General features: G+C 63.5%; 14 protein-coding genes. 8 read left to right on the top strand and 6 right to left on the bottom strand.

All coding sequences use genetic code 11. The annotated features are described in order from the left end of the window. Positions 1-96: 96 nt before the first annotated feature. From nrdR to JQ553_RS21980, 8 genes are all read left to right on the top strand, one after another. Positions 97-579 carry a transcriptional regulator NrdR gene (nrdR, locus tag JQ553_RS22015; protein ID WP_212502111.1) on the top strand — a complete coding sequence of 161 codons (483 nt, stop codon included), beginning with the start codon at positions 97-99 and terminating at the stop codon, positions 577-579. Continuing rightward, positions 576-1,727, top strand: a complete 1,152-nt coding sequence (gene ribD / locus JQ553_RS22010) for a bifunctional diaminohydroxyphosphoribosylaminopyrimidine deaminase/5-amino-6-(5-phosphoribosylamino)uracil reductase RibD (RefSeq protein WP_212502110.1) — start codon at positions 576-578, stop codon at positions 1,725-1,727. Before nrdR ends, ribD begins: the two co-directional genes overlap by 4 nt. Then, on the top strand, positions 1,727-2,335 hold the full coding sequence (locus JQ553_RS22005) for a riboflavin synthase (RefSeq protein WP_212502109.1): 609 nt from the start codon (positions 1,727-1,729) through the stop codon (positions 2,333-2,335). The genes ribD and JQ553_RS22005 overlap by 1 nt, the downstream gene beginning before the upstream one ends. A 171-nt stretch (positions 2,336-2,506) precedes the next feature. Then, positions 2,507-2,998: a 6,7-dimethyl-8-ribityllumazine synthase gene (gene ribH / locus JQ553_RS22000; RefSeq protein WP_212502108.1), complete on the top strand. Its 492-nt coding sequence runs from the start codon at positions 2,507-2,509 to the stop codon at positions 2,996-2,998. Positions 2,999-3,000: 2 nt separating this feature from the next. Then, positions 3,001-3,495, top strand: a complete 495-nt coding sequence (gene nusB / locus JQ553_RS21995) for a transcription antitermination factor NusB (protein ID WP_212502107.1) — start codon at positions 3,001-3,003, stop codon at positions 3,493-3,495. A 181-nt stretch (positions 3,496-3,676) separates the two neighbouring features. Next, a complete protein-coding gene (gene thiL, locus JQ553_RS21990) occupies positions 3,677-4,678 on the top strand; it encodes a thiamine-phosphate kinase (protein ID WP_212502106.1) in 1,002 nt (333 codons plus the stop codon). Positions 4,679-4,897: 219 nt separating this feature from the next. Further along, entirely contained in the window at positions 4,898-7,018 is a 2,121-nt protein-coding gene (locus JQ553_RS21985) for a sodium-translocating pyrophosphatase (RefSeq protein WP_212502105.1), read from the top strand. A gap of 183 nt (positions 7,019-7,201) precedes the next feature. Further along, positions 7,202-8,749 (top strand): heme peroxidase family protein, encoded by a 1,548-nt coding sequence (locus JQ553_RS21980; RefSeq protein WP_212502104.1) that lies wholly within the window; start codon positions 7,202-7,204, stop codon positions 8,747-8,749. 15 nt (positions 8,750-8,764) lie between these two features. Here the strand turns inward: JQ553_RS21980 and JQ553_RS21975 are convergent, their stop codons facing one another. From JQ553_RS21975 to JQ553_RS21950, 6 genes are all read right to left on the bottom strand, one after another. Next, complete coding sequence (locus JQ553_RS21975) at positions 8,765-9,772, bottom strand: tripartite tricarboxylate transporter substrate binding protein (RefSeq protein ID WP_212502103.1); 1,008 nt, start codon at positions 9,770-9,772, stop codon at positions 8,765-8,767. 267 nt (positions 9,773-10,039) lie between these two features. Next, complete coding sequence (locus JQ553_RS21970; protein WP_212502102.1) at positions 10,040-11,071, bottom strand: hypothetical protein; 1,032 nt, start codon at positions 11,069-11,071, stop codon at positions 10,040-10,042. 302 nt (positions 11,072-11,373) lie between these two features. Next, positions 11,374-11,799: a response regulator transcription factor gene (locus tag JQ553_RS21965; protein WP_283817278.1), complete on the bottom strand. Its 426-nt coding sequence runs from the start codon at positions 11,797-11,799 to the stop codon at positions 11,374-11,376. A gap of 124 nt (positions 11,800-11,923) precedes the next feature. After that, positions 11,924-12,610: a response regulator transcription factor gene (locus JQ553_RS21960; RefSeq protein WP_212502100.1), complete on the bottom strand. Its 687-nt coding sequence runs from the start codon at positions 12,608-12,610 to the stop codon at positions 11,924-11,926. Then, complete coding sequence (locus tag JQ553_RS21955) at positions 12,594-13,325, bottom strand: sensor histidine kinase (RefSeq protein ID WP_249144528.1); 732 nt, start codon at positions 13,323-13,325, stop codon at positions 12,594-12,596. Before JQ553_RS21955 ends, JQ553_RS21960 begins: the two co-directional genes overlap by 17 nt. A gap of 202 nt (positions 13,326-13,527) precedes the next feature. Next, positions 13,528-14,004: an outer membrane protein assembly factor BamE gene (locus tag JQ553_RS21950; protein WP_212502098.1), complete on the bottom strand. Its 477-nt coding sequence runs from the start codon at positions 14,002-14,004 to the stop codon at positions 13,528-13,530. Position 14,005 lies beyond the last annotated feature (1 nt).

Below are 14,005 nucleotides of genomic sequence, written 5' to 3'. Positions count from 1 at the left end.
GCGCGATCCGGGAAAGTCGACACAGGTTTTGCCTCGCGACAAACGCAAGCGTTTGCGCGGAGATCATGCGCAAATAGGAAGTAAAGGTCCCGTTGGATGCGTTGTCCGAGCTGCAACAGTCTTGATACGCAGGTGAAGGACTCGCGTCCGACGGAGGACTCGGCCGTGATCCGCAGGCGTCGCGTCTGCATCGCCTGCAATTTCCGATTCACGACATTCGAGCGGGTGCAGCTCCGCGAACTCACCGTCATCAAACGCAACGGTCGCCGGGTGCCGTTCGACCGCGACAAGCTGGTGCGCTCGCTGCAGATATCGTTGCGCAAGCGCCCGGTGGATTCCGAGCGGCTGGAGAAGATGGTGTCCGCGATCGTGCGCGAGCTCGAAAGCGGGGGCGAGGCCGAAGTGTCCTCGGAGGCGATCGGCGAGATCGTCATGGAGCATCTGCGCCAGCTCGACGACGTCGCCTATGTCCGCTTCGCCTCGGTCTACCGCAATTTCCGCGAAGCCAAGGACTTCGAAGCCGTGCTCGACGAGCTGACCGGCGAAGAGGATCCGCGGGTCGCGACGTTACGCAAATGATCTTCCGAATCCTGGAAAATCAGCTTGCGCAAAAATCAACGGAGGCGAAGGCCGCCGATCTACGCTTCATGCAGCTCGCGCTTTCGCTCGGCCGGCGCGGGCTGGGCCGCACCTGGCCCAATCCGGCGGTGGGCGCCGTCATCGTCAAGGATGGCGTGATCGTCGGCCGCGGCTGGACGCAACCCGGTGGACGCCCGCATGCCGAGGTCGAAGCGCTTCGGCGCGCCGGCGAGGCCGCGCGCGGCGCCACGCTCTATGTGACGCTCGAACCCTGTTCGCATTTCGGCCGCTCGCCGCCCTGTGCCGACGCCGTGATCGCGGCGGGCCTTGCGCGCGTGGTGTCGGCCATCGAGGATCCCAATCCGGCGGTGGCCGGGAAGGGACACAACAAGCTGCGCGCCGCCGGGATTGCGGTGGATGTCGGGCTATGCGCTGCGGAAGCAGCGCGCGACCACGCCGGACATTTTCGCCGAATCCGGGACAACCGCCCGCATGTGATCCTGAAGCTTGCGGTGTCCGCGGACGACAAGATCGGAGCCGCCGGCCATAAGCCCGTCGCAATCACTGGCGAGTCCGCGCGGAAGCGGGTCCATCTGATGCGGGCACAGTGCGATGCGATCCTGGTCGGGATCGGGACAGTCACGGCGGATGATCCGATGCTGACCTGCCGCCTGCCGGGCATGACGGGGCGCTCGCCGGTGCGGGTGGTGCTTGACCGCGCGTTACGGATACCGGGAAGCAGCCGACTGGTGCATTCGGCGCGCGAGACGCCGCTGTGGGTGATGACGTCGGACTTTGCAGAAGCTGCTGCCGCGATGAAGCTCGGCGCCGCCGGTGCGCAGGTGATACGCCTTCAGGCGACGACCAATCCGCCGGGGCTCGATCTGCCGGCACTGTTGCGTGCGCTGGCGGAGAAGGGGATCACGCGGCTGATGGTCGAGGGTGGGGCGCTGGTCGCGTCGTCTTTTGTCACTGCGGGCCTCGTCGACGAAATCCGGCTGCTGCGCGGGTCTGATACGATCGGCGCCGACGGCGTGCCCGCGCTCGACGCATTGCCGCTGACCGCAATCACGCAGTCGCAGGCGTTCAGGCTTCGTGCTAGCGAGGACCTCGCCAAGGACAGTTTGACGATTTACGAGCGCACGTAATGTTCACCGGGATAGTCACCGATGTAGGCGAAATCACCAGCCTGACGCCGGTGGCGCTGGGGCAGTTGCACCGGATGCGGATCGCCTGCCGTTACGACCGGGCCACCATCGCCGACGGCGCCTCGATCGCCTGCAACGGCGTCTGCCTCACCGTGGTTGCCTCGGGCGTTGCAGACGGCAAGTCTTGGTTCGACGTCGATGCCGCGGCAGAGACGCTTGGCATGACCACGGCGAAGCACTGGATTGCTGGAACCCGGCTCAATCTCGAGCGTGCGCTGAAAATCGGCGACGAGCTTGGCGGTCATATCGTCGCCGGGCACGCCGACGGGATCGCCACCATCGTCAGGCGCGACGACCTGCCCGACATGGCGCGTTTCGAGCTCAAGACCACTCGGGAGCTCGCGCGCTTCATCGCGGCCAAGGGCTCCGTGACGCTTGATGGCGTGTCGCTGACCGTGAACACGGTCGACGACATCACCTTTTCGGTTCTGATCATTCCGCACACACTCAATGTGACAACCTTGAGCGGCTGGCGAGCCGGCAGCGAGGTCAATATCGAGGTCGATTTGATGGCCCGCTATGCGGCGCGGCTGTCGGAGATGAAGTAGAAAGTGGCCTTGGCTTTGGGGGCTGTCGCGCCTAAAACGCCGACCCGACACCCTCATGGAGAGGAGGCGCTCGCGCCATCTCGAACCACGAGGGCCGGAACCGTCCCATCCTTCGAAATGCGGCCGACGGCCGCTCCTCAGGACGAGACACCGATCGAATGGATAGATTGAATGGCTGACGCACGGCGCGCACCCTTGAAGGACCAGACCGACATTTCAGGCGCACGCGTGCTGATCGTCGAGGCGCGGTTTTATGACGACATCCAGGATGCGCTGCTGGAAGGCGCGATTGCTGAGCTGAAGGCGGCCGGCGTGACCCATGACGTGATTACGGTGCCCGGTGCGCTGGAAATTCCGGCGGCGATTGCGATCGCGATCGATGCGGCCGAAGCCACGGGCAGGGCGTTTGACGCGGCGGTCGCGCTCGGCTGCGTCGTGCGTGGCGAGACCATCCATTTCGAGATTGTTTCGATGGAATCCTCGCGCGGGCTGATGGATCTGGCCGTGAGCCGGAAGTTTCCGCTCGGCAACGGCATCCTCACGGTCAACACCGAGGCGCAGGCGTGGGCGCGGGCGCGCGCCAGCGAACTGAACAAGGGCGGCGATGCCGCGCGTGCGGCGCTCGCGATGCTGCGCATCAAGCGCCGGCTGGCAAAGGCCTGATCATGGCAGAGAACAAGAAGCCGGCGAAAGCGCCCGAAAGGAAAGCCAACCGGCGCGGCGCGGCGCGGCTCGCGGCCGTTCAGGCGTTATACCAAATGGATATCGCCGGTGCGGGATTGAACGACATTTTCGCCGAGTTCGAAAGCCATTGGCTCGGCAATGAGGTCGAGGGGGAGAAGTATCTGCCGGCAGAGGCCGCGTTCTTTCGTGATGTCGTCTCAGGCGTGGTGCGCGACCAGGCGAAGCTCGATCCGCTGATCGACGACGCCTTGTCCAAGGGCTGGCCACTCAAGCGGATCGACGCGATCCTGCGCGCAGTGTTGCGCGCGGGCTCTTACGAACTCGAGCACCGCAAGGACGTGCCGGGCCGCGTGGTGGTGTCCGAATATGTCGACGTCGCGCATGCCTTTGTCGAGAAGGACGAGACCGGCATGGTGAACGCCGTGCTCGACCAGATTGCGCGCCAGTTCCGCGCCGATGAGTTTGTCCGTGGGTGAATCACGGCGATGACTGTTGCCGTAGCCGTCATCCCGCGCAACGGCTTTGCCGTTGTCGCTGGAGGTGCCGTAGCGAAGCGGAGGCCTCGAAGGACAACGGCGTGGCGACGCGGATGCACCTCGGCCGTGCATCCTTCGAGGCTCGCAAAGGCTCGCACCTCAGGATGACGGGACTGCTGTCGTGACCCAGGAAGAAAAGCGGACTTCGGGCGAAGACTCCCTCATCGCCCGCTACTTCAAGCCGCTCGCGACCGACGCGGGCGCCTTCGGCCTCGACGACGACGCCGCCGCGCTGAAGGGAGCCGGCGAGGATATCGTGGTCACGACGGATGCGATCGTCGAGGGCGTACATTTTCTTTCCGATGATCCACCCGATACGATTGCGCTCAAGGCGCTGCGGGTCAACCTGTCCGACATCGCCGCCAAAGGTGCCGTGCCCGCGGGCTTCGTGCTGACGCTGGCGCTGCGCGAAGTTGACGAGGCATGGCTCAAGCCGTTCGCGCAGGCTCTGGGGGAGGATGCCGCGCATTACGGCTGTCCGCTGCTCGGCGGCGATACCGTGTCGACACCGGGCCCGTTGATGATCTCGATCACGGCGTTCGGGCGTGTGCCGTCGGGCCGGATGATCCATCGCGCCGGCGCCCATCGGGGCGACCGCGTGGTTGTCACCGGCACGATCGGCGATGCCGCGCTCGGGCTCGACGTGATCAAGGGCGGGGCCGCTGCCGGTGCGCTGGTCGCCGACGCGGGCGCACGTGAGGCGCTCGCTGCCCGCTACCGGGTGCCGCAGCCGCGCAACGCGCTCGCGCTCGCGGTGCGCGAACACGCAAGTGCCGCGATGGATGTTTCGGACGGGCTTGCCGGCGATCTCGCCAAGCTCTGCGCGGCCTCCAGCGTGTCGGCGATCATCGACGTCCAGAGCGTTCCGCTGTCGCAGCCGGCTACCACGCTGCTGGCGCGCAAGGTAATCGGCATCGAAGCCCTGATTACAGGCGGCGATGACTACGAACTGCTATGCGCGATACCGGGCGATCGCATGACCGCCTTTACGGAGGCCGCCCGCCGGGCCGGGGTCGCCGTGACGGCGATCGGTGGGTTCATCGCCGGCTCATCGCCGCCGAGTTTCCTCGATGCACAGGGCAGGGAACTGCCGTTGACGCGGCTGTCCTACAGCCATTTCTAGAAATCCGGCTGAAACGGTCGACTTCCCTTGTAAATACCAGCCGATATCGGCGTTTTTTGACTTTGGCAGCGTTGCGCAGAAGTAACGATTTTGGCAAGGTCGCGCCCGATTTGAGGCCAGCCCTTTTTGGGGAGGGATGGCGCTCGAGAAACAAGCGCCGGCCGCATCCGTGGCAACAAAAGGCGCGGGGGTTACATCAAGGATCTGAGGCAACATTCAATGACAGCATTATGGGTGATTGTGCTCTGCGGGGCGCTTTCCATCGTCTACGCGATCTGGGCGACGTCGTCGGTTTTGAACGCGGATGCGGGAAGTCCGCGCATGCAGGAGATCGCGGGGGCCGTGCGCGAGGGCGCGCAGGCCTATCTGCGCCGCCAGTACACCACGATCGGCATGGTCGGTATCGTGATCTTCGTCCTGCTCGCCTACTTGCTAGGCATGCCGGTCGCGATCGGGTTTGCGATCGGCGCCGTGCTGTCGGGCGCGGCGGGCTTCATCGGCATGAACGTCTCGGTGCGCGCCAACGTCCGCACCGCGCAGGCGGCGACCACCTCGCTCGCCGGCGGGCTCGAACTCGCTTTCAAGGCTGGCGCGATCACCGGCCTGCTGGTCGCCGGTCTCGCGCTGCTCGGCGTCACCATCTACTTCATGGTACTGGTCAAGTTCCTGGGGCTCGCGGCGGATAGCCGCACCGTGGTCGATGCGATGGTGGCGCTCGGTTTCGGCGCCTCGCTGATCTCGATCTTCGCCCGTCTCGGCGGCGGCATCTTCACTAAGGGAGCCGATGTCGGCGGCGACCTCGTCGGCAAGGTCGAGGCCGGCATTCCCGAGGACGATCCGCGCAACCCGGCGACCATCGCCGATAACGTCGGCGACAATGTCGGGGATTGCGCGGGCATGGCTGCCGACCTGTTCGAGACCTATGCGGTGACCGCGGTCGCCACCATGGTGCTCGCCGCGATCTTCTTCGCCAAGACGCCGATCCTGGAGAACATGATGACGCTGCCGCTGGCGATCGGCGGCATCTGCATCATCACCTCGATCATCGGCACTTTCTTCGTCAAGCTCGGCGCCAACCAGTCGATCATGGGCGCGCTGTACAAGGGCCTGATCGCCACCGGCGTGCTGTCGCTGGTCGGCGTCGCGGCCGCGATCAACTGGCTGATCGGCTTCGGCAAGCTCGACGGCGTCGACTACACCGGCATGGCGCTGTTCTGGTGCGGCGTGGTCGGCCTCGTGGTCACCGGGTTGATCATCTGGATCACGGAGTACTACACCGGCACCGATTATCGCCCGGTGAAGTCGATTGCTTCGGCCTCGGTCACCGGTCACGGCACCAACGTGATCCAGGGTCTGGCGGTGTCGATGGAGGCGACCGCGCTGCCAGCGCTCGTCATCATCGCCGGCATCCTCGTCACCTACAGCCTGGCCGGCCTGTTCGGTATCGCGATCGCGACTGCCACCATGCTGGCCTTGGCCGGCATGATCGTGGCGCTCGACGCCTTCGGGCCGGTTACCGACAACGCCGGTGGCATCGCCGAAATGGCGGGCCTGCCGAAAGAGGTGCGCAAGTCGACCGACGCGCTCGACGCGGTCGGCAACACCACCAAGGCGGTGACCAAAGGTTACGCGATCGGCTCCGCCGGTCTCGGCGCGCTGGTGCTGTTTGCGGCCTATAACCAGGACCTCAAATTTTTCATCAGCGACAGCAACGCGCACGCCTATTTCAAGGGCGTCAATCCGGACTTCTCGCTCAACAATCCGTACGTGGTGGTGGGCCTGTTGTTCGGTGGCCTGCTGCCGTACCTGTTCGGTGCGATGGGCATGACCGCGGTGGGACGCGCGGCCGGCGCGATCGTCGAGGAGGTGCGCCGCCAGTTCCGCGAGAAGCCCGGCATCATGCAGGGCACCGATAAACCAGACTATGGCAAGGCCGTCGACCTGCTCACGAAGGCGGCGATCAAAGAGATGATCATCCCCTCGCTGTTGCCGGTGCTGTCGCCGATCGTGGTCTATTTCCTGATCTACGCGATCGCGGGTGGTGGCGCGGCCGGGAAGTCGGCGGCGTTCTCCGCGGTCGGTGCCATGTTGCTCGGCGTCATCGTCACCGGCCTGTTCGTCGCGATCTCCATGACCTCGGGCGGCGGCGCCTGGGACAACGCCAAGAAGTACATCGAGGACGGCCACTATGGCGGCAAGGGCTCCGATGCCCACAAGTCCGCGGTGACCGGCGACACCGTCGGCGATCCCTACAAGGATACGGCGGGCCCGGCGGTAAACCCAATGATCAAGATCACAAATATCGTGGCGCTGCTGCTGCTGGCGATCCTGGCGCACTGAACCAAGGCGGATCACGAAAACTAAGAGCCCCGCGGCACCGCCGCGGGGCTTTTGCGTTGGCCCGTCGATATGTCGCAGCCTGACGTTATGTCGCGGCTGACTGTGTGATCAATCACAGATTGCAGTCCAAATAGAACGTACCCCGTGCGTGACCAGTGCGACTTCTCGCTCACGGAGGCAGGCATGACCCAGATTGCGAATATAAATCCGAGGCACGGCAGAGCAGGGCGGCATCCGACGAAGGCCGGACTGAGACCTTTCAGCGACAACGCCGATCCCGGCTTGTTTGGCAGGATGTTCGATCTTCCGGCCTTCGCGCCGCCGGAAGCGGCGCTGCGGGCGCTGGCAGACGCAATGCGCGACGCTCAGCCAAACGACGCGGCAGGTGACAATCCGAATGTTCCTTCCGGCTTCACATATCTCGGTCAATTCGTCGACCACGACATCACGCTCGATTTGACGTCAATCGCGGAGAAGCAGGAAGATCCGCACGCCACGACGAACTTCCGTACGCCGCGGCTCGATCTCGACAGCGTCTACGGCCTTGGACCGGACGGCAGTCCGCAACTCTACGCTCGTGATCCCAACAATGTGACCCAGCCGGGGCCGAAGTTCCTGATCGGCAAGACTGCAGCCACGCCGCGCGCCGCGGGCGACCTGCTCAATGACTTGACGCGGAATTCGCAGGGACGCGCGCTGATCGGCGATCACCGCAACGACGAGAACCTGCTGGTTGCACAAACCCATCTCGCGTTCCTTAAATTCCACAACAAGATGGTCGACCGTCTGGCTGATGGCGCGAACCCGCCCGCGGCGGACAGGCTTTTCTCCGAAGCGCGCAAGCAGGTCACCTGGCACTATCAGTGGATGGTGCTGCACGATTTTGTCGAGCGCATCACCGAAGCCGGGATCGTGGCGAAGATCCTGCACGAAGGGCGAAAGTTCTACCGCTTCCAGAAGGTGCCCTACATGCCGGTCGAATTCTCGGCGGCGGCTTACCGCCTTGGCCACAGCATGGTCCGCGAAGCCTACAGCCACAATCGCGTCTTTACGCTTGGTGGGCTCACGCCCGCGACGCTGAAGCTCGAGTTTGCGTTCTCCGGCCTCTCGGGCATCATTCTCGGTCAGGATGCCGCGACGTTGCCGCCTTCGCAGGGGCTGCCGCCCAACGCCGCGACGTTGCCGACAGACTGGATTATCGACTGGAGCCGATTCTATGAGTTGGATCCTCCGGTCGGGCCGACGCCGAACTTCCTGTTCAACCATTCGCGCAAGATCGATCCGTTCCTCATTCCGCAATTGCACGACCTGCCGGGCGGTGGCGGCAGTTTGCCGCTGCGCAATCTGCAGCGGGGCGTGAATCTAGGATTGCCGTCAGGACAGGACGTGGCGCGCGTGATGGGGATTGCTGCGCTCACCCCGGCGGAGATCGCGACCGGAATCGATGGAGCTGTCGCGGCCGCCCACGGATTCGATCGCAAGACGCCGCTCTGGTATTACATTTTGAAGGAAGCGGCAGTGAAGCGCGGCGGCCAGCGGCTCGGTCCCGTCGGGGCGCGCATCGTGGCGGAGGTCTTCATTGGCCTCGTTGCCGGCGACAACCAGTCCTATCTGAGCGATCCAACCTGGAGACCGACCCTGCCGGCGAAGACACCAGGCACGTTCCTGATGAGCGACCTCCTGCGTTTCGTCGGCGACATCAGCCCGATCGATGGGGTCACGACGGGCTAGTCTGGCCGAGCCGGATCACTTCACCTCCATCTGCAAGCCTTCCTTCTCGATGATGGCGGCGAATTTCTTCGTCTCGGCATCGACGAAATCGGAGAATTGCTGCGGCGAGCCGTAGTCGGGGCGTGCACCCATACCGGCGATGTTCTTCCTGATGTCGTCACGATCGAGCATCGCCTTGATCTGCCGGTTCAGCTCATCGACGACGGGCGCGGGTGTCGCCTTCGGCAGGAATACGCCGAACCAGGACGATACGTCGAACTTGGCAAGCTCAGGGGCGCCCTCGCGCATGGTCGGCAGGCTCGGCGCGGAGTCGCTGCGCTCGGGCGTGGTGACGCAGAGGCCGTTGAGCTTGCCGTCGAGCACCTGCGGCAGCGACGGGTAGAGATTGTCGAAAAGGACCTGGATGTCGCCGGCGAGTCCCGCCTGCAGCGCGGGCCCGGCGCCACGGAACGGCACATGTGTCATCTTCAAGCCGGTGAGTTGCAGAAACCACGCGCCGGTCAGGTGAGGGCTCTGTCCGGTGCCCGATGAGCCATAAGTCAGCTTGTCCGGATTCGCCTTCAGATAGGCGATCAGCTCGGGGATCGATTTGATGCCGGTCGAGGGGTGCGCCGACACGATGTTCGGGATCCGGATCATGTTGGAGACCGCCTGCAACTGGTCCGCCTTGTAGGTAAGGTTTTTGAAGATACTGTAGGCGATCGCGTTCGGTCCGGGATTGCCGATCAGGATAGTGTGGCCATCGCCCTTGTTGCGCACGACCTCCGCGGTGCCGATGGTGCCGCCGGCGCCGGAACGGTTTTCCACGACCACCGACTGCCCCCAGATCGGCTGCAGGTGCGCCGCGAGCAGCCGTCCCATCACATCGGTCGAGCCGCCGGCCGCCGCCGGTACGATGATTCGGACAGTTTCGGTCGGCCGCCAGTCGCCGGCGCCAAGGCTCGCGCGTGGCAGGACCGCTGCGGTCGACAGCGCGGCTGCGCCGGACAACACGGCACGGCGGGAAAATGGTCTGCTGGTCACGCGTTCACCCCCTGCTCACAAATTGTTTTGTGGGCAAGCGTAGGGAGCCCTCGCGCCGCCGGCAAGTGGCGACTTGGCGCAGTCCGTCCGCGGGTCCGAAATCCGTGAAGGGAAGGGTTGTGTGCTGAGCACGCCGGTTCCGCGGAGCAGCACAAGAGGTGCCACACCGCGGCCGAACCAGACACTCGGTTACTTGGAGGCTGGAGAAGCCCGACCCACGGAGCCAGATAGCTGGACGCGGTTCGAGATCGCCCAAGCAAAATCAATTCATCTTGCTCCACCAAAAATCAGTGAAGCTCCGACCGTGAAGAGACTCTTTATGTGCTGGGCGCTCTGATTGCCATCGTAGCTGAACCTGACCGTCGTTCCGCTTGGCCGGCTCCTGATATCGCATTTGACGCCAGAGATGAAGAAATACGTAAACGCTGCGGTTAAGGCTGTGGCGACAGTGATCGTTCCGGTAATGAAGACCTCAGGCCCCTCAACCCTGGACGCAGTCGAATCCCAGTGCACACTGACGAGTTTGTCAGTCTCGCCCTTTCCTTTGTTGAGGTAGGCGAGCGCCACCAATTCATTGTGGGCATCTGACAGGAACCAGTCGAGGTCTTCAGCAAGTGCAAGAGTCGGGGGTTCTCCTGGAGTCACCGACCAGGTTCCGCTCGCGCTGTATGTCACCGTGCATTTGTTGTACGAAAAGTCGCCCGGAGCGTTGACGGCCTGTGCATCATTGGAAACGTCATTCCAGCTGGCGAGGGCGTTGCTGTTGTAGTCTCCGGTAGCCAAATAAAATGTGAGCTTGGGCGTCAGCGTTCTCGTTTGGTTGGGTGCAGGATCCCAGGTCATGCCGATGAAACCTGCTTCGGATTGAATTCCAAAGGACTGGTTGGCAAACCAGCCATTGTTCTCGTTGTTCACTTTATCGTACGGGTTGGACGCAATGGCGATGGTATTTGCAGGAGCCTGCACACCGGTCTTGGCCATTGTCGGCCCTTCGTTAGGTGGCCAGTTGGCGTAGCTTGCCTCCCACGTATCCTGCAAGTTCGCATCATTGATGACGTTGGAAACGACTACAACGTTCAGTCCGACGGCGTTGGTGCTCGCTCCAGCGCCAACCAGATACTGAATGGGTATCTGAAAATAATTTGAAGCGACGCTATTCGGCCTGACTGCCAGATTGGCGCTGGAGTTGGCGTAAACCTTGGGGTCGTTGACGAGCTCCTGGGGAGGCGCCAGGAAACACCAAAACAGCTGCGTGTCGGCTGACTTGTTGACGAGGTAGATGGTGTAGGTGTCGACCATTGGTATTTCTCCCGATGACACAGGACACGCGGCAAGCGTTGCCTGTCGTTTCGATCGCCGGGTCGCTTCCGCTTCCCTGTTGCGAGGCGCTTGACGTTTGCTTTGGAGGTATCGACGACCATGTCGCGGGCTCGCTCATTACCCACGCAGACTTCGCCGCTTCCCTTGGGTCGACGCCAGTGCCTGGACCGACGATGCCCTCGATGCCCGCTTACCTGCATCGGGAGTGCGTCCTGATTTTCGCGTAGGGGATTTCCCCATAGAGGCGACCCGCGCGGTTTCGCTCCGGTGCTAACAGGCCTTCAGTCCTCGGGTGTCCCATATGTTTCGCCGCGCAACACGCTTCTGATCGCCGGCAGCAGCGTCTCGGTCATCAGATGTTTGGCGAGGTAGCCGTCGGCCCCGGCCGCAAAGGCGCGACGGACGTAGAGCGGGGAATCGTGCATGCTCAGCGCCAGGATTCGCAGATCGCGATGGCGGGAACGGACTTCTCTCACCAACTCCAAACCGTCGCCGTGGATCAGCGAAAGATCGGCGATCACAAGGTCAGGCTGCGTGACTGCAATGGCGACGAGACCATCCTGCAGGGTGGCCGCCTCTGCGCAGACAATGAGGTCAGGTTCGGCACTGATCAGCGCGGCAAGCCCGCGTCGCATCAATGGGTGATCGTCCACGATGAGAATACGCCGCCGGCCCCGCCTTGATTGTCCAATTCGCTTTCGCAACATCTCCCAGCCTGCCCGGCTTACGCGGCCCGCTATCGGCTCTGCGCTGTAACGGGCGGGAAGTCATCAGGACGGGGCGATTTCTTCGCGTTAGGGTAAACCCCATCTTGGGCGAATCGAAAGAATTTCAGCCGACGCGGCCGGCTTCGACCCATTGGGTGGCGCGCTGGGCGAGCTCGGCGGCGGACTCGATCGCCAGCTTGTTTTTGATGTGTGCGATGTGGGATTCGATCGTCTTCACACTCCGGCTCAGAATCCCCGCAATTTGACGCGTGGTCCGGCCTTGTCCCACGAGTCGAAACACCTGCAATTCGCGGTCGCTGAGCGAGTGGACCGGCGAGGCTGCTTCGAGCGTTCGGCCGCCGATATATTGCCTTGCCAATCGCCGCTGCAGTGCCTCGCTCATGTACGTTTCGCCGGCGAGGACCTGGTGAATGGCAGCCAATACGGTCTCATCCAGTTGCTGCTTGGTGACGTAACCGAGCGCACCGGCCCCGAGGGCGCGCTCGGCATACACCGTCTCATCGTGTACCGAGAGCACCAGTGATGGAACATCGGGATAGCGGGTCTTGATTTCCTTGACGAGATCCAGACCGTCCTCGTCGCCAAGCGCAAGATCAACGATCACCAGATCAGGTGGCATTTTCCGAATTGCCTCGAGCGCAGCCACCCGTGTGCCGACTGCACCATGGGCGGCGAGGCCAGGCTCCGACTCGATCAGGGCTGTCAGTCCGCGACGAAGCAGGGGATGGTCGTCGACAACGAGCAGCGTCTTCGGGGCAGTGCGCGAGGGTTCATCAGGGACCGCGGACATTGTTGGCGCCCTCCGTCGATTTGTCGCTCGACGGCAGCGGAAAGGCGCATGTGACCACGACACCGCGTCCGGGCTGCGGCGCTATTTCAAGCGAACCGCCAATCGCGCGCGCCCGGTAACCCATCGTATGCAATCCAATGCCGCTGTCGCCGCGACGCTGTCCGAGAAGGCCGACGCCATTGTCCCGGATGCTCAACGATGCCGCGCCATCGGCGCATGCCAGACGAATTTCGATTTCACCGGCGCGGCCGTGAGTGATTGCATTGCGCACGGCTTCCTGGGCGATGCGCACGAGGTGTGCCGTTGTTTCCGGGCGAAGTTCGGGACAGCGCCTATCCCCCACAAACGAGCAGAACGCGCCTTGCCCACGGCTGACATTGCGTGCCAGAGAGTCGAGGGTGCCGACCAGCCCCGCGCCGTTCAGGCCGACCGGGCAGAGACCATGGGCGAGGTCGCGCGCTTCGCCGATCGTCTCGTTCAGCAGCCGGACAATCTCGGCGGCGGCTGCGGCGGGACCTGGTTCAGCGTTCGCCGCCAGACTGCGGGACAGCACCACCGTGAGCGCCGCGATGCCGGTAAGCGACTGGCACAGCCCGTCATGCAATTCCTGCCCGAGACGCTGTCTCTCGTAGTCGGCGATCGCAAGGATTTCGCGCTCCAGAATTTGCATTCGCCCGACGTCGTGCACTGACGCCGAAGCCGGTTCGCCCAGCATCGCCAAGTACCGATTATTCTTGTTTGGATGACGCACCTTGAGGTTGCATCAAAAAGGCCGTCGCGTCAACGCCGGAGATTAGTGGTGCTGCGAAGATGACTTAGCTCGCGCAGATGGAATGCGTACAATGCGGGTGAGTTGAGGAATTGAAGGATGCCGGCTGTGCTTTCAGTGCGGCTCTGTGCGGCTGTCCCCGCTGCGCCTAGTTGAAGCTCAAGAGCTTGAAGAGCGGCGTCAGGTAGGACATCTCCTGACCCGAGGTCGGGGTGGTGCGGCTGACGAAGTCGAAGATCTTGCCGTCCTGCAGGCCGTAATTTGCGAGGCGGCGCACCTGGCGGTTCTTGTCGAAATAGATCGCGATCACGCGCTGGTCGACCACGCGCTGGTTCATGAACGCGACCGGGCGTTCCGAACGCTGCGAGATGTAGTAGAACACCTCGCCATCCAGGGTCGCGACGGTCGAGGGGGTGCCCATCACGATCAGCACCTGGTCCTGGCTCGCGCCGATCGGGATTTGCTCGAGCGCGCCCTGGGGCAGGATATAACCCTTCTGGAACTGCTCGCCGGTGCAGGCGCCGAGCGCGGCACAGACGAGGCTGACCGCTGCAACCGCGCGAAAGCGCGAGAGCATGCCGCGCAACGGGGCCGTGCGCGGGCGTCTTGGATTGGTATCGGTCATC

It is taken from the genome of Bradyrhizobium lablabi (assembly GCF_018131005.1).
Lineage (GTDB): Bacteria > Pseudomonadota > Alphaproteobacteria > Rhizobiales > Xanthobacteraceae > Bradyrhizobium > Bradyrhizobium lablabi_D.
Note: the sequence above shows the minus strand (reverse complement) of the source record. Positions and strands in the feature narration are given on the sequence as shown.

Excerpts from the sequence above, each read along its gene's own strand:
- JQ553_RS21960 (WP_212502100.1), bottom strand. The coding sequence starts at position 12,610 with ATGTCCGCGGTCCCTGATGAACCCTCGCGCACTGCCCCGAAGACGCTG.
- ribH (WP_212502108.1), top strand. The coding sequence starts at position 2,507 with ATGGCTGACGCACGGCGCGCACCCTTGAAGGACCAGACCGACATTTCA.
- JQ553_RS21965 (WP_283817278.1), bottom strand. The coding sequence starts at position 11,799 with ATGTTGCGAAAGCGAATTGGACAATCAAGGCGGGGCCGGCGGCGTATT.
- JQ553_RS21955 (WP_249144528.1), bottom strand. The coding sequence starts at position 13,325 with ATGCTGGGCGAACCGGCTTCGGCGTCAGTGCACGACGTCGGGCGAATG.
- JQ553_RS22005 (WP_212502109.1), top strand. The coding sequence starts at position 1,727 with ATGTTCACCGGGATAGTCACCGATGTAGGCGAAATCACCAGCCTGACG.
- nusB (WP_212502107.1), top strand. The coding sequence starts at position 3,001 with ATGGCAGAGAACAAGAAGCCGGCGAAAGCGCCCGAAAGGAAAGCCAAC.
- JQ553_RS21980 (WP_212502104.1), top strand. The coding sequence starts at position 7,202 with ATGACCCAGATTGCGAATATAAATCCGAGGCACGGCAGAGCAGGGCGG.
- ribD (WP_212502110.1), top strand. The coding sequence starts at position 576 with ATGATCTTCCGAATCCTGGAAAATCAGCTTGCGCAAAAATCAACGGAG.
- JQ553_RS21950 (WP_212502098.1), bottom strand. The coding sequence starts at position 14,004 with ATGACCGATACCAATCCAAGACGCCCGCGCACGGCCCCGTTGCGCGGC.
- JQ553_RS21985 (WP_212502105.1), top strand. The coding sequence starts at position 4,898 with ATGACAGCATTATGGGTGATTGTGCTCTGCGGGGCGCTTTCCATCGTC.
- JQ553_RS21970 (WP_212502102.1), bottom strand. The coding sequence starts at position 11,071 with ATGGTCGACACCTACACCATCTACCTCGTCAACAAGTCAGCCGACACG.
- nrdR (WP_212502111.1), top strand. The coding sequence starts at position 97 with ATGCGTTGTCCGAGCTGCAACAGTCTTGATACGCAGGTGAAGGACTCG.